Source organism: Pseudomonas hamedanensis (assembly GCF_014268595.2).
In the GTDB taxonomy this organism is placed as follows: domain Bacteria; phylum Pseudomonadota; class Gammaproteobacteria; order Pseudomonadales; family Pseudomonadaceae; genus Aquipseudomonas; species Aquipseudomonas hamedanensis.
Genome location: NZ_CP077091.1, coordinates 853974 through 877948, shown reverse-complemented (window position 1 = coordinate 877948; position 23975 = coordinate 853974). Strand labels below are relative to the sequence as shown.

Sequence of the window (23975 nt, the reverse complement as noted above, 5' to 3'; positions counted from 1 at the left end):
TCGTGCAACTAGCGCTTTCAAGGCATCAGGCTCCCATCAACAAAATCAGCGTGGCACAGACGCAGGCATACAGCGCGCCCTCGAACAGCGCCTCATGCCAGACCAGACGCAGCACGCCCAGGCGCCGCAAACACCCGTCCAGCAACATGAAGATGGGAATTGCCAGTAACAGCGCCTGGGCAATCGGCGGCAGATAGACGCCGCCAATCTCGAAATCAATGGGCAAGTTGCGGTTCTCCATCCAGAGCTTCAGGTTGCAAATACTCGCCGTGGCGTTCAAGGAACGACACAACGATCAGTAGCGCCACGCGCATGCGGAACACCGACCATAAATGCTCATGACTGGTGGCATGCAAATCATCCAGTTCATCGCCCAGTTCGTGCAGCATGGCCAGCAACCCTGCGAGTTGTACATCCTGACGCCCGGCGACGAAACGACCGGTCTTGCGTAACGCCGACGCCAGGCGCTGAGTGAATGCCTCGGTCAACAAGGCGTTGCTCTGTGCCTGCTGACGCAACTGATGCATGGCCACTCCCAACGCTACACAAGCCAGACTGATTTCATACAATCGCTGCACGGCGCGCTCATTTGCCGCTGGCAGCAGGCCGAGCATGCTGGTCAGTCGGTCGGTCATCCGACTCTCGAAGGCGAATTGTTGTTCATCGGTCGCCGGCATTTTGCTCAGTTGATATACCTGCTCGCGCGCTTCGCCGTACAACCGACGAATTCGCAAGCCTGGGCGGAACGGAAAGATCAGCGCATAGACGATCAGCGCCAGCATGGCTGCACTGACGTAGGCACCGGCGAATTCGAACCATTGAATCGCTGTGTTCTGCCCGGTGCCGAAGTTCTGTGGCCCGATCATAAGGAAACTCGACAGGCCAAGCCCCATGCCGATCCCGGCAGTCGCCGGACTGGCAATACCGACGGCAATGGCATACAACAGCGGCACCAGCAGCAAGGCCAGCAATTCGAAATCACTGATCGCCGGCACCAGCATGAATTGATAGATCGCCGACACCACCAGCGCCAGTCCCAACCCTCTGGCATAGCTTTGCGCAGCCATTAGCGGACGTGGAAAGGTCGCCATCAGCGAGCAGAGAATCCCCACCAGAATCATCCCGCCCCGCGCGCCGTCCCATGCCGTTTCGATCCAGATCAGCCCGGCGACCAGAAGCGCAGTAAAGGCTCGAATGGCGTTCATCGAGGCCAGGGTGAAATCCAGATGCAGCGGACTTGACTGGCCACGATACAGGCAACTGGCCGGTCGCCCTTGCTGAATGGCGTCGCTCAGCTCAAGAATCTGCTCCAGTTGCTGCAGCAGTCGCGCCTGCTCCCAGCGTAAGGCCCAGGCCAGCGAGCGCAGGGTCGCGCTCATGTTCTCGGTCTGTTGCTCGGCTTTGTACGCCAGCGCTTCGAACTGTTGCTGCAAGGTGACGAAGCGCTGCCGGTCCTCACCAGGGAGTGCACGGCCCTGTTGCGCCAACTGATCCAGTAACGCCAGCTCCTCGGCCCGCAGTTGCTGAACCTGCGGCGGCAAATCGCCCTCCCAGCGCTCTATGAGCAGTTCGCGTTGATGACGCAGTGCGGTAAGTCGCGAGGTCAGCAACATCAGTTGGTTGCCCAGCAGCAATACAAGGTTATCGGCGCTGCGCAACCGTGGCGCATCGAAATACAAATGGCGCCGCAACCCTTCCAGCGCACTGATTTCACCGAGCAACTGCATTTGCCGACGCTGGAAATCGGCTTCGCTTTCTTCCGTGCGAAGAACCTCGGCGGCGTGGCTGGCGGCCAGTTTGATCACCTGATCGACCTTGGAAAAATAACCCTTGGCGACGGCTTCCGGCCGGGCCGTCAACAGGCTGACCACGCAAACGCAAGCGACCGCCAGCAGGGTTTCAGTGACGCGAGTGACGGCGAGCAGAAACGTACCGTCCTGATCCGGAATCGCCAGCAAAGCCACGACCACAGCAGTGTATCCGCTGAGCACGAACGCCTGGGAGCTGGTGTAGCGCAGCAAGGTGCCGCCCGCCGTGCACAGCGCCAGCCACAGGGCCAGCGTGGTAATGAACGGCAACGGCGCCTGAGGGAAAATCGCCATGATCAGCACTGCCACCGCCGCGCCGACAGTGGTGCCAATCACTTGGCCAAAGCTGCGCGCCAACGCCATTCCCGCCAGTGGCTGACTGACAATGACCACGGCCATGATCGACCACTTGGGTTGCTCGAGATCGAACACAAACGCCAGATAAAGGGTCAATAGCCCGGCGGCGATGGTGCGCAGGGCAAACAGCAAAACAGCCTGGCCGGGATGGATCAAAGCCTTGAAGTAAGCAAACAGCGCTGGCATGGGCACACTCTTTAAAACGACTTTTGCAAGCGTAGACACTGCTTCAAAAGCCTGACGGATTTCACAGTCGACACGACGCGTAGGACGATTCGCTGGCAAGGGTTTGACTCACGCGCCAAGCTGACCGAAGCTTGCCGCTCTGCTCAAGTTCGAAGCTTTCGGAAACCCGCATGACTCAGTCCCGCCGCAACCTGCTGATCGGCCTTGGCCTCGTACTGGTCCTCGGTGTCGTCTGGCTGTCTTTGCGCAGCGCCACACCGACCCTCCCCGACGCTATCAAACATGGCTACAGCGAAGCGTTGAACGCAGCCCGAACCGGCGAACCCGGCGCGGCGCGTCAGCTGTACCAGCAAATGGGCCGGCCGGACATCTCGGTCAAGCGTCGGGTCTGGCTACATGGTGAATTAGCTAATTATCCGAGTCCACAGGCCTTGAAACTGGCCGACGCGGACTTACACCACGAAGCGCCACAAGTGCGCGTGGCTGCGATTAAAAGTGTCGTCGGTCTGGTGCCCGGCGGGCAACGCAGTCTGCTGCTCGGACCGTTGCTGGACGATGGGGATCAGACGGTCCGCTTCGCCGCCATCAATGCCCTGCTCGGTCTGACGCCTGACGAGCTGGGGCTGTACTTCGCCCCGTTGCAGCAAGCGATCGATGGCTGGCAACAGGCGCTTGAAGGACAGCCGGAAAGCGCTGCCAATTACGCGCAACTGGCGCGTCTTTACATTCATAACGCTGAATACAAGCAGGCCCGACAGGCACTGGACAATACCCTGCGGCTGGAACCCGGCAATCTGCCGGCGCTGGTGATGCAGATCGATGTGCTCGACCGTCAGGGCCAGAGCGATGCCGCGCGTCAATTGCTCGCCCAACAACTCAAGGCGCAACCCGATTCGGCCTATCTGCAACACGCCCTCGGCCTGTGGCTGTTGCACCATGGCCAGCGTGAATACGCCCTGCTCGGCCTGTCCAAGGCAGTCGAGCTGGAACCGGACAACAAAGATTACCGCTACGACCTGGCGACCACCCTGCACAGCGCAGAAGAGCTGGAAGCGGCGCAAAAGCAATTGCAGGAAATCGTCCAGCGCCACCCCGCCGACCGCAAGGCGCGGGTCCTTTTGATCAACTACTGGAAAGAAAGCGGCCAGCTGCAAAACGTGCAGATTCTGTTGGCGCAACTTGAGCAGTTGAACCCGGACGACCCGGCCCTGCAGCAAGGCCTCTGATCAAGGCTCAGTGAGCGCAATCTGCCATCTATCGAAAGAAAAAGCGGAACCGTGAACACGCCATGAGGTCAACTAACTCAGGCGGCTCACTTAAGCCAGTCGCCTGATTCCCTAGTCATAAGAGGGCGTTTTTTGACTACATCAAACGAGTTGATCAGTGCGAAAGCCGCCATCGGCGTTGAAGGTCTCGATGACATTCTGGCCGGTGGACTGTCTCGTGGCCACGTGTTCCTGCTCGAGGGTGAACCCGGTACGGGTAAAACCACGGTGGCCCTGCATTTCCTTCGTGCCGGCGCGCTGGCAGGCGAACGCTGCCTGTACATCACGCTCTCGGAAACCGAGAAGGAACTGCGCCAGGGCGCACTCTCCCATGGCTGGGAGCTGAACGAAAAAATCGAAATATTCGAGCTGACGCCGCCGGAAAGCCTGCTCAACGCCGAGCACCAGCAAAGCCTGCTGTACTCCTCGGACCTTGAACTGGGCGAGGCAACCCGGCAGATTTTCGAGGTGGTCGAACGCTTCAAACCGACGCGCGTCGTCCTCGACAGCCTCTCGGAGATCCGTCTGCTGGCGCAGAGCTCGTTGCGTTATCGCCGACAAATCCTCGCAATCAAGCACTACTTCGTGCGCTATGACGCCACCGTCCTGTTGCTTGACGACCTGACCACCGAATCCCTCGACAAAACCGTGCACAGCGTGGCCCATGGCGTGATTCGCCTCGAAGAGCTGACGCCGAGCTACGGCGCGGAGCGCCGCCGGGTGCGCGTAGTCAAGTATCGCGGGCAGAAATACCGTGGCGGCTTTCACGACTTCACCATCATGGGCGACGGCGTGCACGTGTTTCCACGCCTGGTCGCTGCCGAGCATCGCGGCGACTATGCGCGACTGCAATTATCGAGCGGCATCAAGGAACTCGACGCGCTGCTCGGTGGCGGTATCGAAACCGGTTCAAGCACCCTGATCCTGGGTCCGGCCGGTACCGGCAAATCGCTGATCTCGATGATTTTCGCGGCCGCCGCCGTGGCCCGCGGCGAGAAGGCCGCGCTGTTCATTTTCGACGAAGAGCTGGGCCTGCTGTTCGAACGCATGCGTCATATCGGCATCGACCTCAAAGCCTTGCAGGCGACCGGCAATTTGCTGATCGAACAAGTCGACGCCGCCGAATTGTCGCCAGGCGAATTGTCATACCGCGTTCGGCGCTGTGTCGATGAGCGCGACATCAAGACCGTGGTCATCGACAGCATCAACGGCTATCAAGCGGCAATGCCGGAAGAAAACGCGCTGGTGCTGCACATGCACGAATTGCTGCTGTACCTGAACCGTAAAGGCGCGGCGACTTTCATGACCGTTGCCCAGCATGGCCTCGTCGGCGACATGCAGGCGCCGGTCGATATCACTTACCTGGCCGACACGGTGATTCTGTTGCGTTACTTCGAAGCCCTGGGCAAAGTCCGTCGGGCCATATCGATCATCAAGAAACGCACCGGCAACCATGAATCGACCATTCGTGAATACCGGATTTCCGCGCGCGGCATGACCATCGGGCAACCGCTGGAGTCCTTTCAGGGCGTACTGCGTGGCGTGCCGACCTACATGGGAGCGAGCAATCCATTGCTCGAGGATGAAAGCTTGTGACGGTCAACACGCCGCTGGCCGAACGGGTCCTGATTCTGGCGCCCTTGGGTCGCGACAGTCAGATCGCGCTGAAGATCCTCAACGAAGCAGGTTACGAGGGTCAGATCACGGCGAGTCTCGGTGCCCTGTGCGCCGAACTCGAATTCGGCGCCGGGCTGCTGTTGATCGCTGCGGAAGCCTTGCGCGGGCCAGAGCTGGAAGGGCTGATCCTCTACCTCGATCAGCAGCCCGCCTGGTCCGACCTGCCCATCGTGCTGTTGACCCATCACGGCGGCCAGGAACAAGGCCCGCCGTCCGGCCTGAGCGAATTGCTCGGCAACGTGACCTTTCTTGAGCGCCCCTTCCACCCGGCGACACTGGTCAGTCTGGTCACCGCGGCCTTGCGCGGACGGCGACGACAATATGAAGCCCGCGACCGCCTGATTGATCTGAGCGAAAGCGAACGGCGCCTGCAATCGACCCTGGAGACCCTCGAACAACAGGTCGAAGAACGCACTGCGCAACTTCGTCATAACGAAGAAGCGTTGCGCCAGTCGCAGAAGATGGAAGCGGTCGGTCAACTTACCGGCGGCATCGCACACGATTTCAACAACATGCTGACGGGTATTATCGGCAGCCTGGAACTGTTGCGCCGGCGTTTGGCCCGGGGCCGTACCGAAGACCTCGACAGCCTGATTGACCTTGGCGTGACCTCAGCCAACCGCGCCGCCGGCCTGACCCACCGCCTGCTGGCGTTCTCCCGGCGCCAGTCGCTCGACCCCAAAGCCGTGCAAATGAACACGCTGGTGCTGTCGATGGGTGAACTGCTGCAACGCAGTCTCAACGAAAGTATTCATCTGGAAATGCGCCTGGATGACGACCTCTGGGTCGCCGAAGCCGACCCCAATCAACTGGAAAGCGCCCTGCTCAACCTGGTGATCAACGCCCGCGATGCCATGCCCGAAGGCGGCAAACTGGTGGTGGCGACCAGCAATGAGGTGCTGCATCCGGAGTTCACCGAGGCCTACAGCAATCTGGAGCCTGGTGATTACGTCATGCTCAGCGTTACCGACAATGGCAGCGGCATGCCGCAAAGTGTGGTCAGCCGCGCCTTCGACCCGTTCTTTACAACCAAACCCATCGGCCAGGGCACCGGGCTGGGCCTGTCGATGATTTACGGCTTCAGCAAACAATCACGCGGCCATGTGTCGATCGACAGCGAGATTGACCAGGGCACCACCGTCAAACTGTACCTGCCGCGCTTTCGCGGTGAGGAAATCGAACTCCCTGTGTCGGATTCGCAGCAAGCGCCCTATGCCATGGATGGCGAAACCGTGCTCATCGTTGAAGACGATCCGGCCGTACGCGTGCTGGTCAGCGCTGTACTCAGTGAGTTGGGGTATGCCTTCGTCGAGGCCAGTGATGCGGACGGCGCCATGCCGATCCTGAACTCTTCGCAGCGCATCGACCTGTTGATCAGCGATGTCGGCCTGCCCGGCATGAATGGCCGGCAACTGGCGGAGGTCGGCCGCCAGTACCGACCAGGCCTGAAGGTATTGTTCATTACCGGATACGCCGAACACGCGGCGGTGCGCGGCGGATTCCTCGACTCAGGGATGCAGATGATCACCAAGCCGTTCACCTTTGATCTACTGACCGCCAAGGTGCGCGAGATGATCCGGGGATGATCTGATGATCAGCTCCCATCAACAGCAGGTCACGCCATTTATATCAACAGGGCAGTTGCTTCGCGCTGATTTGAAGTTAACCGCCTTTGCTGCGCAGCCTGGTAAACGATCTAAAGAAGCGCCAGGTAATCTCAAACGGCCCCATAGTTTTGAACCTTTGTGTCAGCAAGCGGTGGGCGATTCGTTTTCACCATTTTCTGCAGGCCGGACTTTATGTCGCGTTTATAAGCATTTCGCATTATCTGAAACCCGGAGTTTACAGCGTAATTCACGGTTTCTCGTACGCCGTCGCTGATTACGGCGCTCACGCCCTCAAGCTGCAGCCCTTGCGCCGCCAGTCGAGGGACCGCGCTAAAAGAATCTCGGCCGGCCACATTGCTGAGCTGTTTTACAACTGAAAACTGCGAGAGATCTCGACTTTCCTGGTATGGCGCCTCCTCCGGGAAATAACTGCGGGAAAAACTCATACTCATGGCCACCGCCCCTTTGGTAGCTGCGGGGTACAAAACCTCTTGGGCAAGGCTTACAGAAAGGGATTGCGCAGGACCAAACAGGTTGTAATCAATTAATTTGGAAACCCCTTTAGTCAGCACCGTAGCGCCGATCTCAGCGTTAATACCGGCTCTTGGAGGCGTCCCCGTCCAATCATTGTTCGGCCGGCTTGCTTCGAATTGAGAAAAAAATTCAAACCCGAAGTTATCCCCTAATGACGTGATCTGATCGATTGCCGCAAGATTCAATCCCGGGGTGAAAAAATGCTCAACCGCCACAGGAGCAGCCGTTAATACTGCGCCTCCCAAGGCTCCCGCGGAACGCTCTGCATATCGCCGTAAACGACCGATATCTTCATTCTGATTATGAGCGACCCATGCTGCTCCCGTGATCGCCCCATTGATCGCTGCCGAAGCCCCGCCTGCAACTGCCAACACCCAACTCGCCGGATTCGCAGCCTTTATGAGATAGCCGATAGCCGCCGCAGGCACTTTTGCTGCAAAGTCAAAGCCACCGGCCCATATCATCGCCTTGGCCGTCTCCCATCGCGACAAGCCCTGCAAATCGACATACCCGACCGGGTTGCCACCGACCATCGCGTACAGATTCAGCCCATCGTGGGTGCCCCCTGGGTCGGCACTCAGCCATCGCTGTCGCCACGGCATGTAGTAACGAAACCCGTAATAGTAAAGACCAGTGGCGTCGCGCTCTTGCCTTGAATAGCGCACCGTCCGGTAACTGGCCTCGACCTCGTCACGCCCGGCCCACCAAGCTGTGGCGCCATAGGCATAGTAACTTTCCTGACTGATCAGGTGCGCCTCGAAATCCAGCTCCAGACTGCTGGAGCCCAGATGATCGGTGAGGATGTAGCGATGTTGATTGTCGGCGACACGCGAGGGCCGACCCCTTTCCCAGTGCAGGACCTGCACAGTGCAGCGGCCAGCCTGAACAGTGATGATGTGCAGGGTTTCTTCAGGTGTAGTGCGGATTTCCAGCCCCGGCAAATAGCGGGTTTCATGGGTGCGGGTCAGTTCTGGGGTATGTGCCGTGCGGATTTTACGCAGACGTTGACCCGTGCAGTCATAAAAATAGCACTCGCTATCGTTGGGACCGTTTTTACGAATCACTTGATGGACCTGGCGCAACTGGTTGCGCCTGTCCCAAAGAAGATTTTGGCCTGTTTGCAGCAGGTTGAGATTGCCGTTGGCGTCGTAACGCCTGGCGATTTCTACCTCATCCGGTCGTTCACCTGCGACGGTGTACGGCAAACTACGATTGCTTGTCAGCGCGACAGCCGTGCGTTCACAGCGCGAACCACTGTCGGCGGTGTGCTGCAGCATACAAAGGTTACCAGCGCTGTCGTAGTCAAACGTCTGCTGATAATTTTCCAGCTGCAGCGGATCCGCCGGTGAGATGAACTCGGGCAGCTGCGGCCCGCTCAGGGCCCGGATTCGTTGCCGACCAGAGGCTTTGATCAATTGCCCAAGCGTGTCGTACCCATAGGCGGTGAGAGGCGCGACTCGTTGATTGCGGAAATAGTGGATCGGCTGAGCGCTGTCGGTGATGCTTAGCAACTTGCCCACCGGATCATAGTCATACGCGAGATCCTGCAGCACCGGCTCGTTGGCCGCTTGCGCGGCCAAGCTATTGAGCCGTCCATTCTGCGAGTCGAAAACGCTGCGAGTGACGACCCCGTTACCGGCAGTTTGCTGTTCTATTTGACCAGACGCGTTGTAGCGGATATCAGCCACTAACGTAGTGTATTCGTTGGCGCCGACCGGTTTCAGACACGCCTGGGCCAATTCCCCGGCCATGGTCTGTCGCAGCAATTGTTGATTGCCCTGCGCATCAACGTGCCGGATCAAGTCACCTGAAGCGTTGTAGTCCATACCGGTGATGGCATTCCAATCTTCCAGCAAGGCGTCGCGCTTACTTGCCTCTTCAGGCCAGTCCGGCTCATTCAGTTCTTTGAGGAATCGCCGAGATTGCTCGATAGGCGCACCGTTGAGGCCAAACTCAGTAAAGTACGCCGAACCCGCCGCGTCGTCATGACGGACCAACTGCCCGCAGCGATTATGCCGGGCAGACTCGATGCTGGCGTCGGCGTAAGACAGGCATTCGCTTCGGTGCTCGGACTCGCCGGCCGAACGGTCGAACACGAACGTCGGGCGCAGCCACGCATCGTATTGCACGCGGCGGTGATTGAGCTTTTGATCCCAGCTTTCAAGAGGCTGGCCAGACGCTCCCGTCAACGTCAAACGCCAACCGGCATCCACGTTGACCGATAACAAGGATGCTCCGGACAGAGTGGTGATGCTGGTCTGGTTGGCGGGAGAGGTATCGTCGCTTTGAAAGCGCAAAAACAGCCGCGGATCACGCGTGTGACTCGCGCGGCGCGGAAGGTCATGAACCGTTTGCCAGACATAGGCTTGAAGCTCGTCCAGGCCCGATCGCCGAAAGTACGAGACCTCGCGTACCGCGGCACCACGAGGTTCAATGACGGCAAGCTTTGGCGTGTGACGATGCATGAACAGTGACCTCGCGGTGGTTACGAGGTCTTTATTAGCTCTGAAGCCGCTTGTGTCAACTGTCAGAAATTACAGGTACCGCGCCATTTGCCGCGTTTTCAGGCCAGCAATTCCTGGATCTTTTCCTGCAACACGTCGAGATCAAATGGTTTTTCGAGGATCGGCGCCTTGCTGGTAATCGGCCTACCGGTCTCGCGGATTTCCTGCGGATAGCCGCTGATGAAAATCACCTTGAGGTCAGGTCGCAACTTCACGGCAGGTTCGGCGATCTGCACGCCGGAGATGCCGCCCGGCAAACGGTAGTCAGTGATCAACATGTCCAGGTGCGGTTTGCTGGCGAGGATTTCGAATGCCTGCTCGCCGTTTTCCGCTTGCAGTACGCGATAGCCCTGCCCTGACAAGTAATCGGTCAGAACCATCAAGATAACCGGTTCGTCTTCGACGACGAGTACAACATCTTGCGCATCTACGCTCATGGGAAGCCTTTGTTCGGTCAATAGCTGCTGATACGACCGTGTGGTCACTCAGAGGTTGCGTCGGATGTGCCGTTTTCCTGGATGGGCAGACAAACGCGAAACAGGGCGCCTTCGTTGATTTCACTCTCGACGACGATGGAGCCGCCATGGGCGGCGACGATCTGCTCGGAGATGAACAGACCCAGTCCGAGCCCGGCCACTACCGTCTTGGCGGAGACCCGTTCGAACTGTTGAAAAATACGCTTCTGGTTCTCGGCACTGATGCCGATGCCGTGATCCTGCACTTCGATGCGCGCCTCATCATCGACGCGGTAAACGCGCACCTGAATCGGACTGCGACCACCGTAACGCAAGGCGTTGGTCAGCAGATTGGACACCACCTGCTCGATCCGGAATTCATCCCAGTGCCCCTCCACCGGCTCCGCTGCGGTGAACGACACTTCGGTTTCCGCCGCCTCGATCTGCTGCGCGAAGTTTTGCAGCAGATTGCTCACCAATTGCACCAGATCGAAATGGCTCGGCCGGATCGACAGCTTGCCGGTGCGAATGCGCGACACGTCGAGCATGTCTTCGATCAGCCGGATCAGGCTTTTGATCTGCCGTTCATCGCGGTCGACCATCGCGTGCATCTTGTCGAGCGTGAACGCCGAGGCGTTGTCCCGCGCCAGGTGCATCTTGCGCAGTTGGGTTTCCAGTATCAGCCCGTTGAGTGGCGTGCGCACTTCGTGGGCGACGATTGACATGAAGTCATCACGCATACGCACGGCCTGCTCCAACTCAAGCTGGGTACTCTGCAACTGCTGGAGCAAGGCTTCCTGCTCGCGGCGCGCCTGCTCCAGTGCTTCGACCTGCTGCTTCATCGCCTTGCTCTGGCGATACAAATCGACAAAGACGTTGACCTTGCTCTTCACCGCATGGATATCCAGCGGCTTGTGCAGGAAATCCACCGCACCGCTCTCGTAGCCCTTGAACGCATAGTTCAGTTCACGGCCGGCGGCGCTGACGAAGATGATCGGGATGTTCTTGGTTTTCTCGGTGCCGCGCATCAACTCGGCGAGTTCAAAGCCGTTCATGCCGGGCATTTGTACATCGAGGATGGCCATGGCGAATTCGTGCTGCAGCAGCAGCGACAACGCTTCATCTGCCGACAGCGCCTTGTAGACGGTGCGGTCTTCACGCTTGATCAACGCTTCAAGGGCCAGCAGGTTTTCCGGCAGATCGTCGACGATCAGCAATTTGGCTTGGATATTACTCAGCATGCGATTCGTTCCAGCTCGACAAGCAGACGGCCGATGCCGTGAATGGTTAGGACATGATCCGGCTGGTGAACATTCAGCGCAGCCTGGGGCATGGTGGCAACTTGTGCTTCTGTGGGGTCCTGGACGATGGTCAGTCCGCCCCGCTGTTTGACGACGGCCAGGCCACGTGCGCCGTCGTGGTTGGCGCCGGTCAGCAATACGGCAGCCAATGTCGGGCCGTAAACGTCGGCGGCCGACTCGAACAGGTAATCGATCGAAGGCCGGGAGTGGTTCACGCGATCCTCGAGACTCAAGGACAGGCTGCGATCCTCCTCCACCGATAGGTGATAACCGGGGGTGGCGAAATACACCGTGCCGGCCTCGATATCCTGTTTGTCTTCGGCCTCTTTGACCGGCAGGGCCAGACGTCGGGCAAACACTTCGGCCAGCTGACTGCGGCGTTCTTCGGGCAGATGCAGGACGATAATGATCGGCAGCACAAACCCTTGGCGCAGCGGGCCAAGCAGCGTCAGCAGCGCTTCAACGCCGCCGGCCGACGCACCGATCACAACAGCCTCGATTCGAGGCAGGCTTGGGGTGCCGTTCATGATTTGCGGTAGATCCGTTCTTGTTTCACCAGCGGCTCGAACTGGTTGGCGTAGCTGGAAAAATCCAGGGTTTCCTTGCTGCCCAGCACCAGAAAGCCACGGTGCGAGAGCGATTCATGGAACAGCCCGAACGCCCGGTCCTGAAGCTTCTTGTTGAAATAGATCAACACGTTACGGCAAGAGATCAACTGGGTTTCGGAGAACACACTGTCGGTGGCCAGACTGTGGTCGGCGAAGGTCACGTTCTCGCACAGACTCTTGTCGAAAATCGCGTAACCGTACGCCGCCGTGTAATAGTCGGCGAACGAACACTGGCCGCCGGCCTGCTGGTAATTGGCGGTGTAGGCGCGCACGTTCTCCATCGAGAAAATCCCTTGCTTGGCTTTATCCAGCGAGCGTGGGTTGATGTCGGTGGCGTAGATGATCGTGCGGTCAAGCAGGCCTTCTTCGCGCAACAGGATCGCCATCGAGTACACCTCCTCGCCCGTGCTGCAGCCGGCAATCCAGATCTTCAGCGACGGATAGGTGCGCAGCAACGGCACCACTTCCTGGCGAATCGCGAGAAAGTGCGACGGATCGCGAAACATCTCGCTGACCGGGATCGTCAGCAATTGCAGCAGTTGCATGAATGCCGTCGGATCGTGCAGGACTTTCTCCTGCAACGCTGAAATCGTCGCGCACTCGAACTGGTTTAACGCATGCAGCACCCGGCGCTTGATCGATGCGCCGGAGTAATCGCGAAAATCGTAGCTGTACTTGAGATAGATCGCCTCGATCAGCAAGCGCAATTCGATTTCGCTGTTTCGTTCACTTCGTTCCACTAGATGCGTTCCATCTTCGGTAACCACACGCGAATCAGCGAGAACAGGCGATCGAGATCAATCGGTTTGGCCAGATAGTCATTTGCGCCGGCCTGCAGGCAGCGTTCCTGGTCGTCTTTCATGGCCTTGGCCGTCACCGCAATGATCGGCAGCTTGCGCCAGCGCGGATCCTTGCGGATCTCGACAGTGGCTTCGAACCCATCCATTTCCGGCATCATCACGTCCATCAACACCAGATCGATGTCTTCGACTTCGTTGAGTCTCTCAATGGCTTCACGGCCGTTACGGCCGATCACCACCACGGCGCCCTTGTGCTCCAGCGCACTGGTCAGGGCGAAAATATTGCGGACATCGTCATCCACCAGCAGCACCTTGCGACCTTCGAAGACCTTGTCGCGGCTGCGTGCGGTCTTGAGCATCTTCTGCCGTTCATGGGACAACTGCGATTCGACTTTGTGCAGAAAGAGTGTGACCTCGTCCAGCAGCCGCTCTGGCGATCGCGCGCCCTTGATGATGATCGAACGCGAATACTTGCGCAGTTCGGCCTCTTCATCGCGGGTCAGGTTGCGTCCGGTATAGACGATGACCGGCGGGAATGAACAGATATCTTCGGTGGACATGCGTTTGAGCAAGTCGTTGCCGAGCATGTCCGGCAGCTTCAGGTCGATCACCATGCAGTCGTAAATAGTGTTGCGCAATAGCTCCAGCGCATCCTGGGCCAGACCGACCGCGGTGATCTCGATGTCCTCGTCGCCAATCAGTCGCGCAATGCTTTCGCGCTGCAAATCATCGTCCTCGACCAGCAGCACGCGCTTGACCTTCTGCGTCAGCTTGGCTTCGAGACGGGCGAACACATCTTTCAGCTCCTCACGGGTGGTGGGTTTGACGGCGTAACCGATCGCGCCCATGTGCATCGCTGCCTCAACCCGGTCCTCGACCGAGATTACGTGCACCGGAATGTGTCGGGTTCCAGCGTGCTCCTTCAGGCGTTGCAACACAGTGAGACCAGAGTGATCCGGCAGGCGCATATCGAGCAGGATCGCGTCCGGGACAAACTCACGGGCCAGGTCGTAGCCTTCATCGGCGCCATGGGCCACCAGGCAGTGATAACCGAGCTCGTGCGCCAGATCGTAAAGAATGTGCGCAAAGTTCGGCTCATCTTCCACGACCAGAATGCAGCGAGTGGCAAACGGCGCCTTGTCACGGTCGTCGGCGAATCGCGGAATGTGTACTGGCGCCAGCGGCGAAACCACAGGCGTGGGCGCAGGTGCGACGGCCGCGCTCGGGGCTGGGGGGGTAAACGTCGAGGGCAGCGATGCGACCTGGTTGGACTCGCTGTAGTGTTGCGGCAATACCAGCGTGAAGACGCTGCCCTGCCCCGGTGTACTGGAGACGCTGATCGAACCACCGAGCAGGGTCGCCAGGTCGCGGGAAATCGACAGCCCCAACCCGGTGCCGCCGTACTTGCGATTGGTGGTGCCGTCGGCCTGGCGGAACGCTTCGAAAATGCTTTCCTGCTGATCGGCTGCAATGCCAATCCCCGAATCTTGTACAACGAAGGCAATGCCGTCGTTCGGCTGACCGCTGATGGTCAGGCTGACGGCGCCTTGTTCGGTGAACTTCACCGCATTGGACAGCAGGTTCTTGATCACCTGCTCCAGACGCTGTCGGTCGGTAAACAGCACCGACGGCGCGCCCGGGAGCAAATCGACGCTGAACGTCAGGTGCTTGTCGGCGGCCACCGGTTCGAACAGGCTGCGCAGACTGTCGGCCAGCCGGGCGACGCTGGTGTTTTCCGGAACCACTTCGAGCTTGCCGGCTTCAACCTTGGAAATATCCAGAATGTCGTTGATCAGGTTGAGCAGATCATTGCCCGCCGAGTAGATGGACTCAGCAAACTTGACCTGTTCGGTGGTGAGGTTTTCGTGCGGATTTTCCGCCAGCAACTTGGCCAGAATCAGCGAACTGTTCAGCGGCGTGCGCAGTTCGTGGGACATGTTGGCGAGAAATTCTGACTTGTACTTGCTCGAACGCTGCAACTCTTCAGCGCGCTCTTCGAGCTGCACCTGAGCCTGGTTGAGCAAGTTATTCTTCAAGTCCATGGCATCGCGCTGCTCGGCCAGGGTCTGCGCCTGCTCGGCAAGCTGCTCGTTGGTCTGCTCCAGTTCGACCTGCTGGGTTTCCAGGTGAGCCTGGGACTCCTTGAGGATGCGCGACTGTTCTTCGAGCTCTTCGTTGGCGGTTTTCAGCTCTTCCTGCTGCACTTGCAGCTCTTCGTTGAGTTGCTGGGTTTCAGCGAGCACTTCCTGCAATCGCTGGCGGTAACGTGCCGCTTCGATCGACGTACCGATGTTGCCGGCGATCAGTTCCAGCAGGTCGATGTCGCGATCGGTCAATGGCCGCAGAAAGCCCAGTTCAATCACACCGTTGACCCGATCGTCGTCGCTGGTCGGCACCACCAGCACGCTGTGAGGCAGACCTTCGCCAAGACCCGAGCTGACCTTGAAGTAATCGGCCGGCACCGAGTCGAGACGAATCAGGCGCGCCTGCTGGGCAACCTGCCCGGCGATACCTTCGCCACTGTAGATCACCTGTTCCTGGTCTTCCTGCTCACGGGAAAAGCCGTAAGTGGCGACGCGTTTGAGACCACCGTGTTCTTCACGCACATACAGCGCCGCGACGGCGCTTCCCAGGTATTGCGCACAGAACTGCAGAATATTGCGGCCCAGCAGATTCAGCGTGAGTTGCCCCAACACCTGCTCGGCCAACTGCGTTTGCCCGTTGCGCAGCCAGGCCTGGCGCTCCAGACGTTGGGCGCTGGCCTCCTGTGCCGACAGGGTGGCGGAGTAACTCTGGGACAGGTTGACCAGATCGCGGCGGCCTATATAGGCAAGCAAGCCGCTGATCCCGGCGATGAACAGCAGGTACAGGCTGATGCTCCAGACCGTCGTGCGGCGCACATCCTCGTTGCGCGTGGCGCGCAGGACCTGCTCGGTTTCGATCACGTCTTCAAACTGTTTACGAATCTCATCCGTCAGGCGCTTGCCCCGCCCCGCTTTCACCGCGCCGCGGTAATCGCCGCTGCTGCGCTGCAAATCAATCATCGACTGCGCGTAGTTGGCCCACTCGACCTGCAACGCCTGAAGACGACGCAAGCGATCGGTCTGAATCGGATTGTCCGCCGTCAATTCGAGCAGCGTGTTGAGCGCGACGGCGATACGCGGCTTCGCCGTTTCGTAGGGATCGAGAAAATGCTCATCGCCACTGAGCAGGTAACCGCGCATCCCGGTTTCGAGGTCGACGGTCAACTTGACCGCCTCGTTCGCGTTATTGATGACCCGGTCGGTGTGCTCGACCCACTGGATCACCGACAGCAGATAGGTAATCAGCGACACGAAGAACACCGCACTGATCGCGCCAACACCCAGCGGCAGGCTGATGTTGCGACTCAGGAGTTTACGAAACCGTTGTTCATCAACCGAAGACGGAGAGGACATGGGGCAGCCTTGTCGAACTGTTGAAAACCCGAGAGTTTGCCCCAAAACCACAGGCTGGATCCATTTTTCTGACAATATTGATGGCATTTTCCTACACGCCTGCCCTTTGTGATGGCAGCAGCAGTTATCCTTGTCGTCGCGCACGGCCCCGCTCTTTTTTTGTATCAGAACGGGAACTTGTGGCTATGCGCCATTTACTCATGCAAGAGTCCGGTGATTTTGATCGACCGGTATCCCCCGATTTCCTTCTTCCGAGAGTCCTGTCATGTCTGCCAACCCTGCCACCCCTGCCACCATCCTCGTCGTAGAAGACGACGACATCGTGCGCATGCTCATTGTCGATGTGCTTGAGGAGTTGGAATACACGGTTGTAGAGGCCGACGGTAGCGCTCAGGCGCAGGTAATCCTCAAGAATCTGGACACCCGCATCGATCTGATGATGACGGATGTGGGGCTACCCGACATGGACGGTCGTGAACTTGCCGCCGAAGCACGAAAGTCACGCCCGGAACTGCCTGTACTGTTCGCCAGTGGCTATGCCGAATCGATTGATCTCCCGGAAGGCATGGACATGATCGGCAAGCCGTTTTCGATTGATCAACTACGCGACAAAGTAAAACGCATCTTGGAGACTGTTCAATAATCTTTGAAGCACCCTGAAAGCGATGATGTCATTGATGGTCGCTTTCGCCGGCCTCCGTTCATGTTTCCCGACACCAAGGCAGCACTGTCTTCACCGATGCAGGAATGATACCTCCCCCAAATTCAGTTACCGATGCGGCATTATCGACAGTCAAATCGGAGTCGCCGTGCAGATGATGATGCGCGGCGGTAACCGACCTTTCAGTGCGACAACCACAACAATGAATCTTCGACACCACCTTTGAATACCTGGCAATTCGTTCCCCCCCTACGCGCGACCTATAGTGCGATCTGTAGTTCCTTACTCTCCCAAAAAAAGAACTTGTCTGCTTTAAAAAAAGCATGAGACAGCATTATTTTAGTGATCCATTGCGAATCACAAAACAGTTTTATAAAGGCACTGTCAGATGCGCTTACATACTAAACTTGAAAACAACCAACCAAGAAAAGAGAATCTTTATTCAACTTCACAGCAATGAATCCAATCATGAAAACCGCTGAAACCTTAATACCCGATCAAAGATACTCATCCAAGCCTGTTTCTAGCGTCTCGCTGCAACCTTACAACTTGCAAAGTGACAACAGCGAGCGGGACGAAGTTATTAACAAATTAACATTGCGCGGTGAAAAGCTACAGGCTGCTCAACCGATTGCACTGGAAGGCGCCTACGTTTCTCTGGAGCCGGACTCCACGCTCGAAGACACGCTTCAGCCAGGTCGCGACCTGTTGCGTAAACTACACGAAGCGCCCTCTTTCCAAAAGCTGCGGGCGATTACCGGACTTCCTGACCACTCGACATTAGACGTGACAGACGCAGGAGAGTTTATTGCAAATAATTCAGGCAAAAGACTCAGCTACGCCGCCGTACTGAAACTTGCACCTGACCTAAAGGAAGATTTTTCAGTTCTGGTTGAAATGGCCAAGCGCACGGGAGGACGCCTCTCTCTCAGTGACAGTATCGAGCTCGGCCAGTGGCTTAAGTTTCATGGATACACCATACCTAAGACGGTTGGCGAAAGCCGTAAGCTGACGAATTTCATGAAAATGAAACCACCCGTCAGTCCCTCGACAGGTAATTATTGGGAATTGATAAGGACTCAAGGCAATGCCGTCACGCTCGCCGCTGCTCAGCGCGCTCAGTTTCGCAAGCTTATCGCAACGTACCTTAAGGGTGATTCATTATTGGAACACCTGTCCGACAGCGTACTGGGCGGAAGATCGGCTCCTGTCATGCGCTCGGAAGCCGAAGAAACCCTGATCAAACTGGTGTCGAGCCCTATTGGTTCAAGTTGGGCCCAAGCGTTCGTGCGAGACCTCGACTGGTATGGGGCAAACGCCGGCCAGACTCAGACAACCGAGTCGCTGCAAATGATCATGCTAACGTCTTTACTGCTTGATCTTCACCCCGACATCGGTGAGCAGGAACCTCGTAATCATATCGCAGGCTTCAACCTGTACGCCGTGGAGTTCATCGAGAAAACGTTTGCTCAGGTACAAACCGAATTCGAAAGCCACCTGAACAAGTATCACCGGGTCAGTAAAAAAAATGTCGCACTGGCCGCTCATCTTTTACTGGCGCAGGCCGCGCCGGAGTTTCTTGTAAGGGATCTGCCGTCGACGTTGTTGTTGGGGACCCCGCAATGGGTCGAGTTCTGCAGGGTCGTTGCGGTGCTGGAAATCATGGCGCCTGGATCAACACGCTTGATGACCTATGAAGAAGTTCAGCGATGGCAACGTCTGGACTCAGTCCACGAATCGCAAAAGACACTCGATGCACTGGCCGCTGTGGACCCGCTACTTGACTGGGCACTGTTCAATAAACTCCTGCAACCCGACGAGATAAGCAAAACGCCCGAACAATCACTGGAAAAAGCCGTGGCCGCGTATGCGCGACCTGCCAAGACCCTCGCTAAAACGGCTGAAATATTGTCTCGCCCTTTGCCGTCGCGCAAATCCATCTCTCTGGAAATTCTCAAGCATGTCGCCCAAGGCTGTACTTACCTTGAAGAAGAGGTCATGACTCAAAAGAGGAATCGACCCTTGGAAGACGCGTATTCAGACGTACTGATGTCACCCGTAGAGTTACATATGTCCAATGACTTGGCGACCGGCGATTGGGACCGAAAAAAAGGCGAAAGCATTTATAAAACTTTCCCGTTTATGTCCTCTAATCTGATTTCTCCCGACGGTGAGTTCCATCGGCGATTCAACTCAGACTATGTCACTCATACAAAAGCGCTTCACCAGCATGTGAAAGCTGCGCTGTCCTCATTGCCCTTGCCTGCCCGTAGACGTTTGCTGAAAGGCCAGCTGACATTGTTCATCGTCCGGCCGACCGTTGCGAAACTGCAAGACAGAACTCCAATCAAGGCCAATCCATTAGCCACAACTATTGACGCGATCCTGCAGGCCAAGTATCGAACAGAGACAGAGAGCCATGTCGATATAGAACAGGCAACCGGCCGTTACGGTGTAATCATTGGTTCACAATTTGAAAATACCTTTACGTGTTACGAATTGTTCACCTTGCACGGCGGCTGTCGCGAAAATACCGAGCTGGCAGCGTTTATTCAGCGAGAAAATCTCGTACATGCAACTGCGCGCAGTGACAAAAGTAAACACTCGCTTCCTGCGAAAGTGCATCAAATTCCGACTAATATCGAGTGCTACACTCATGGAGTCCCGCCCGGCCTGGTCAACAACAGCAGGGGCATCATCGAAAGAATCGCTGTGCTGTCAACGCCGCCCCTTTCACCCGATGCGGAAACCCAAGGTTACTACCAAAGCTTCTACTCTAATGAATTCGACGCGTTGGCGAATCTGGTACTCAAGCACCGCCCCATCGCCACCTACGATGAACTGGTGAGGGAATGCTGGGGACAGACACGCCTGGAGGCAATACGCGCAAAGCGGAATAAAGATCTGGATACGTTTCTCAACTTCGTCGTGCCTTTCAAGTCCTGTATAGAGGACTTGACTTCGGATGATCTGAACAGACAGTTAGACGGTGTCGCGGCGTGTACTCTGGAGGCAGCGATGACAGTGTTGCTGATGATCGGTGCCGTTGCGCAAGTTGCAACGATCGCAGCAAGAAGCATGACTAACATCACCAAGGCCAGCGCCATAGCCAAAGCCGGTCTGGGGCTGTTCAGTAACCTGCTCAACCCGCTGGACGGGGCAACAGATCTGCTTGTGCAGGGGTCGAAACTCCTGCACAAGGGGTTAAACAAGAGTCTGGCAGTCTTGGAAAATACTGTTTCCGAGCTTCGCCGGTTGTCCGGCGCAAAGCCCTACCATCAATTGGCTGGCACGCTTGATTCAGACGTTATTCGACTGGGTACCTGGCGCCCTGTGCAGACATCACAGGATGTCTTTCAGGTTTGGGGCATTCGACGCGGTGACGACTGGTACGCTGTCAACCGACTAGGTCAGCCCTGGGGCGCAAAACTTGATGATCTGCAGTTCAAATTCGGTCTTCCGGCGCTGAACTGGCGCAAGATCATGCCGAAAGGCTATACCCATGGATATCTGAAGAAGGCGCTGCCCGTGGCCAAAGGAAAACTTGACGAGGCCCTTTTTTTGCTGGCAGACGCAGAATCGAATTCAGACATTCGCAGGGTTTTCAGTTGTATGTTTGGTACAGACTCTGACGAAGCCATTCAGCATGTCCAAAAAAGACTGCGAGAAATGCGCAAGGACCTTGATTCTTTTTCCCTCGCCAATATCGCGTTTAAAAAGACAAAGGTCCCAGCCGTGGCAGCGCTTAACGTACCCGAATATAAAGCCTGGAAGAAAGCGGTCATCGATAACAAAATCGATAAGAACTCAGTCAATCAATTCATCGACATCTATCCCGACCATTTGGATCACTTCTATCGCTCCAATAAATATGACGAATCCAGAGTGGCAGATGTGCTTATCCACGAAATGTCACACGGCGCCCCCGGGACACTTGATCTGTATTACGGTGCACCGCTGGACCACGCTCTTTATAACGCCGCGCCACTCGTAGACCTTGCGCGTAATCCGCGGATGGCAGATCCGTCGTTTATCAATCCTTACCCAAAGGCGCAGAAGAAAGCCCCTACCCACTTGGATAGATTTGTCTCCGTTCGTGCAAGTCTGCCACCGCTGGTACGGGAACATCCGGCCTTATACAACGCAGATTCTTATGAGGTTGCGGTCTCTTTGATTCACCAACTCAAATCGGATCCACCGGGTTTCAGCATAAACATGGCGACTATAGAAAGGGCATTGAAGACTACTGACGCTGGCGAATTTATCGGAAGACTGGAGGTCAGTCTGGGTAAAACACTCGATTAATCATTTCCTGCCGCCGTGGCGGATCCGAGTAGAACCGCACCGACTGTGGTTTAATTGCGCCTTTTTTCGCCAGTACTCAAGGATCCAAACATGACTCGCCCCTGCGCCACCAAAGTTCTGGTTATTGGCTATGTCTGGCCCGAACCCCGCTCTTCGGCGGCCAGTGGGCATGTCATGCAAATACTCGAAACGTTCCAGCGGCAAGGCTGGGACATTACCTTCAGCAGTCCGGCCGGGCCCGGTGAACACAAGGCCGATCTCGCCTCGCTGGGCATCCGCGAAGTCGCCATCGAGTTGAACAACAGCAGTTTCGACGCGTTCATCACAGAACTTGCACCGGACATCGTGCTGTTCGACCAATTCATGATGGAAGAACAGTTCGGCTGGCGCGTGGAAAAGCACTGCCCGAACGCGTTACGCGTACTGGAAACCTCCGATCTGCAAAGTCTGCGACATGCGCGACATCAACGGCTCAAAGAACGATTGAAAGCCAACACTGATCAGGATGACTTCAGTGAGTTGTTCCGTCCTGCCCTGCGCGAAGAGTTTGAACGGATGGCCGATACCGATATGGCCAAACGCGAAGTCGCCGCATTGTATCGCTGCGACTTGAACCTGATGATCTCTGAAGTCGAAATCGAACTGCTGGTCGAGCAATTCGGCTTGCCACGCGACTTGCTCCATTGGTGTCCACTGATGATTGATCCGCCGGCGACGGCGCACCGCGCATTTGCCCAGCGGGCACATTTCCTCAGCATCGGCAACTTCCGCCACGCGCCGAACTGGGACGCCGTACTCTGGATGAAAACCACACTCTGGCCGTTGATCCGTCAGCGACTTCCCGACGCCCAGTTGCACGTTTATGGCGCGTATACACCGCCGAAAGCCACAGCCCTGCACAATGCCGCGCAAGGGTTTCATGTGATGAACTGGGCGGAAGATGCCTTGCAGGTGATGTCCGAGGCGCGCATTTGTCTGGCGCCCTTGCGCTTCGGTGCGGGCATCAAAGGCAAGCTGATCGATGCCATGCTCTGTGGCACTCCAAGCGTGACCACGCCTGTCGGTGCCGAGGCCATGCATGGCCCGCATGCCTGGCCTGGCGCGGTCGAAAGCTCAGCATCGGCGCTGGCCGACGCGGCCGTCCAGCTTTATCAGGACGAATCACGCTGGCAAGCCGCCCAAGCGACCGGTGATGCCTTGCTCGCCGAACGCTATCAGCAAGCGATACACGGCCCCGCGCTGATTGAAAAATTGCAGTTCTGCCGGCAGCACTTACAAACCCGTAGAAACAATAATTTTACCGGCAGCATGTTACGACATCATCTCCACAAGAGTACGCAATACATGGCGCAATGGATTGAAGCAAAGAACCAGCGCAGCTGATCACTTGCCGTGGCTGAACTTCCACTTACATATAGTTTGCATTACAACAACCATTGGCGCGACAGAAAACAATCACTATAACGTTCCTGCGAAGACAACTTTTGCTTCCACACAGAACAACGCAGGAACAACCGCATGAACAATGGAACAAGTATCCAGGCACACCAATGGATGGCTGATACGCCGCACATCGATAACTTATCGCTGATGGAGCTGACACTACCCGGCACACATAACGCTGGCTGCGACTGGGAGGCCTCCTACCCGCTGATTCCCGGAGCCAACTGGCTCGCGTGCCAGGACGTGCCGTTTTATTCGCAATTGAATCGCGGCGCCAGGGCACTTGACGTCCGACTCATTTATGACGCGAAAGCTTCAGGCTTCAACAAGTTTCGCTTCCAACACAGCAATTACCGTTCTACTCGACATTTGGGTGATCTTGTTCGCGACATTAATGGTTTTCTGGAGCGAAGCAGCGACGAGTTTATCGTTCTGGATTTCCATGAACTATCCGATGGCAGCACTAAATTCGATCACGCCGAGTTCAAACAACTGATGCTGCAACATCTGGGCGAACGGATGATCCCGCGGGACCATCGCCACTTGACCCTTGGCGAGCTGAAAGACATCAGTCGTTGGCAAAGAGTGTTGGTGGCGGCGCCCGTGCCTTGGACCGTTGACCAAGGCACATTCGACAGGCAGATCGATCATTACTGGGTGGGTCAGTCGCAGGTCAGTACTGTTGAACTGCAACGGTTCATCACCGATGTAATGAGCAGCCCGCCGGGCAGATGGGACCTGTGGTCCCTGTCGGCGACCTGTTACACCCTCGGTGGTCCGCAGCGAATTCTCGACGAACTGGATGATTGGTTCGATCCGGCCAGAACGGACTGGGCGAAGAAGTGCAACATCATCAACTTCGACTTCATCAAAAACTCGAAAATCGTGCAGTTCTGCCTCGAGGTCAATCGGCAGAAAGCCATGGATAAATCGGCGCTCGAACGCAACCGACAGGGGCGTTGACCGTCACGGTGCGCTGGCACAAGGCGCGCGGAACGAGGCATGATCGGCAGGCGATAACAAGAAA

15 protein-coding genes are annotated in these 23975 nt (G+C 57.0%); 7 read left to right on the top strand and 8 right to left on the bottom strand.

The genetic code is table 11. From position 1 onward, the window contains the following. Nucleotides 1-25 precede the first annotated feature (25 nt). Together HU739_RS03820 and HU739_RS03815 are read right to left on the bottom strand one after the other, a co-directional pair. Entirely contained in the window at nt 26-226 is a 201-nt protein-coding gene (locus HU739_RS03820; protein WP_186551436.1) for a DUF1656 domain-containing protein, read from the bottom strand. Continuing rightward, nucleotides 216-2351, bottom strand: a complete 2136-nt coding sequence (locus HU739_RS03815) for an FUSC family protein (RefSeq protein WP_186551435.1) — start codon at nt 2349-2351, stop codon at nt 216-218. Before HU739_RS03815 ends, HU739_RS03820 begins: the two co-directional genes overlap by 11 nt. Before the next feature lie 170 nt (nt 2352-2521). Here HU739_RS03815 and HU739_RS03810 point away from each other — a divergent pair, with 170 nt between their 5' ends. The 3 genes from HU739_RS03810 to HU739_RS03800 all read left to right on the top strand — a co-directional run bounded on the left by HU739_RS03810 (nt 2522) and on the right by HU739_RS03800 (nt 6879). Next, nucleotides 2522-3577, top strand: a complete 1056-nt coding sequence (locus HU739_RS03810) for a tetratricopeptide repeat protein (protein WP_186551434.1) — start codon at nt 2522-2524, stop codon at nt 3575-3577. A 132-nt stretch (nt 3578-3709) separates the two neighbouring features. Next, a complete protein-coding gene (locus tag HU739_RS03805; protein WP_186551433.1) occupies nt 3710-5212 on the top strand; it encodes an ATPase domain-containing protein in 1503 nt (500 codons plus the stop codon). Further along, nucleotides 5209-6879, top strand: coding sequence for an ATP-binding protein (locus HU739_RS03800; RefSeq protein WP_186551432.1), 1671 nt, complete (start codon nt 5209-5211; stop codon nt 6877-6879). Before HU739_RS03805 ends, HU739_RS03800 begins: the two co-directional genes overlap by 4 nt. 131 nt (nt 6880-7010) lie before the next feature. On the opposite strand, the gene HU739_RS03795 is transcribed toward HU739_RS03800, so the two are convergent. The 6 genes from HU739_RS03795 to HU739_RS03770 all read right to left on the bottom strand — a co-directional run bounded on the left by HU739_RS03795 (nt 7011) and on the right by HU739_RS03770 (nt 16539). Then, nucleotides 7011-9899, bottom strand: a complete 2889-nt coding sequence (locus tag HU739_RS03795) for an RHS repeat-associated core domain-containing protein (RefSeq protein ID WP_186551431.1) — start codon at nt 9897-9899, stop codon at nt 7011-7013. A 98-nt stretch (nt 9900-9997) separates the two neighbouring features. Next, entirely contained in the window at nt 9998-10375 is a 378-nt protein-coding gene (locus HU739_RS03790; RefSeq protein WP_186551430.1) for a response regulator, read from the bottom strand. A gap of 44 nt (nt 10376-10419) precedes the next feature. Beyond that, on the bottom strand, nt 10420-11634 hold the full coding sequence (locus HU739_RS03785; protein ID WP_186551429.1) for a hybrid sensor histidine kinase/response regulator: 1215 nt from the start codon (nt 11632-11634) through the stop codon (nt 10420-10422). Further along, nucleotides 11628-12221, bottom strand: a complete 594-nt coding sequence (locus HU739_RS03780) for a chemotaxis protein CheB (RefSeq protein WP_186551428.1) — start codon at nt 12219-12221, stop codon at nt 11628-11630. Before HU739_RS03780 ends, HU739_RS03785 begins: the two co-directional genes overlap by 7 nt. Next, on the bottom strand, nt 12218-13042 hold the full coding sequence (locus tag HU739_RS03775; RefSeq protein ID WP_186551427.1) for a CheR family methyltransferase: 825 nt from the start codon (nt 13040-13042) through the stop codon (nt 12218-12220). The genes HU739_RS03780 and HU739_RS03775 overlap by 4 nt, the downstream gene beginning before the upstream one ends. After that, nucleotides 13042-16539: a response regulator gene (locus tag HU739_RS03770; RefSeq protein ID WP_186551426.1), complete on the bottom strand. Its 3498-nt coding sequence runs from the start codon at nt 16537-16539 to the stop codon at nt 13042-13044. The genes HU739_RS03775 and HU739_RS03770 overlap by 1 nt, the downstream gene beginning before the upstream one ends. A 265-nt stretch (nt 16540-16804) precedes the next feature. Between HU739_RS03770 and HU739_RS03765 the strand changes: the two genes are divergently transcribed. From HU739_RS03765 to HU739_RS03750, 4 genes are all read left to right on the top strand, one after another. After that, nucleotides 16805-17182, top strand: a complete 378-nt coding sequence (locus HU739_RS03765; protein ID WP_186551425.1) for a response regulator — start codon at nt 16805-16807, stop codon at nt 17180-17182. 486 nt (nt 17183-17668) lie between these two features. Further along, nucleotides 17669-21505 carry a hypothetical protein gene (locus tag HU739_RS03760; RefSeq protein WP_225922803.1) on the top strand — a complete coding sequence of 1279 codons (3837 nt, stop codon included), beginning with the start codon at nt 17669-17671 and terminating at the stop codon, nt 21503-21505. 90 nt (nt 21506-21595) lie between these two features. Further along, a complete protein-coding gene (locus HU739_RS03755; protein ID WP_186551424.1) occupies nt 21596-22888 on the top strand; it encodes a glycosyltransferase in 1293 nt (430 codons plus the stop codon). A gap of 135 nt (nt 22889-23023) precedes the next feature. Continuing rightward, on the top strand, nt 23024-23911 hold the full coding sequence (locus HU739_RS03750; protein WP_186551423.1) for a PI-PLC domain-containing protein: 888 nt from the start codon (nt 23024-23026) through the stop codon (nt 23909-23911). The last annotated feature ends 64 nt before the right edge of the window (nt 23912-23975 follow it).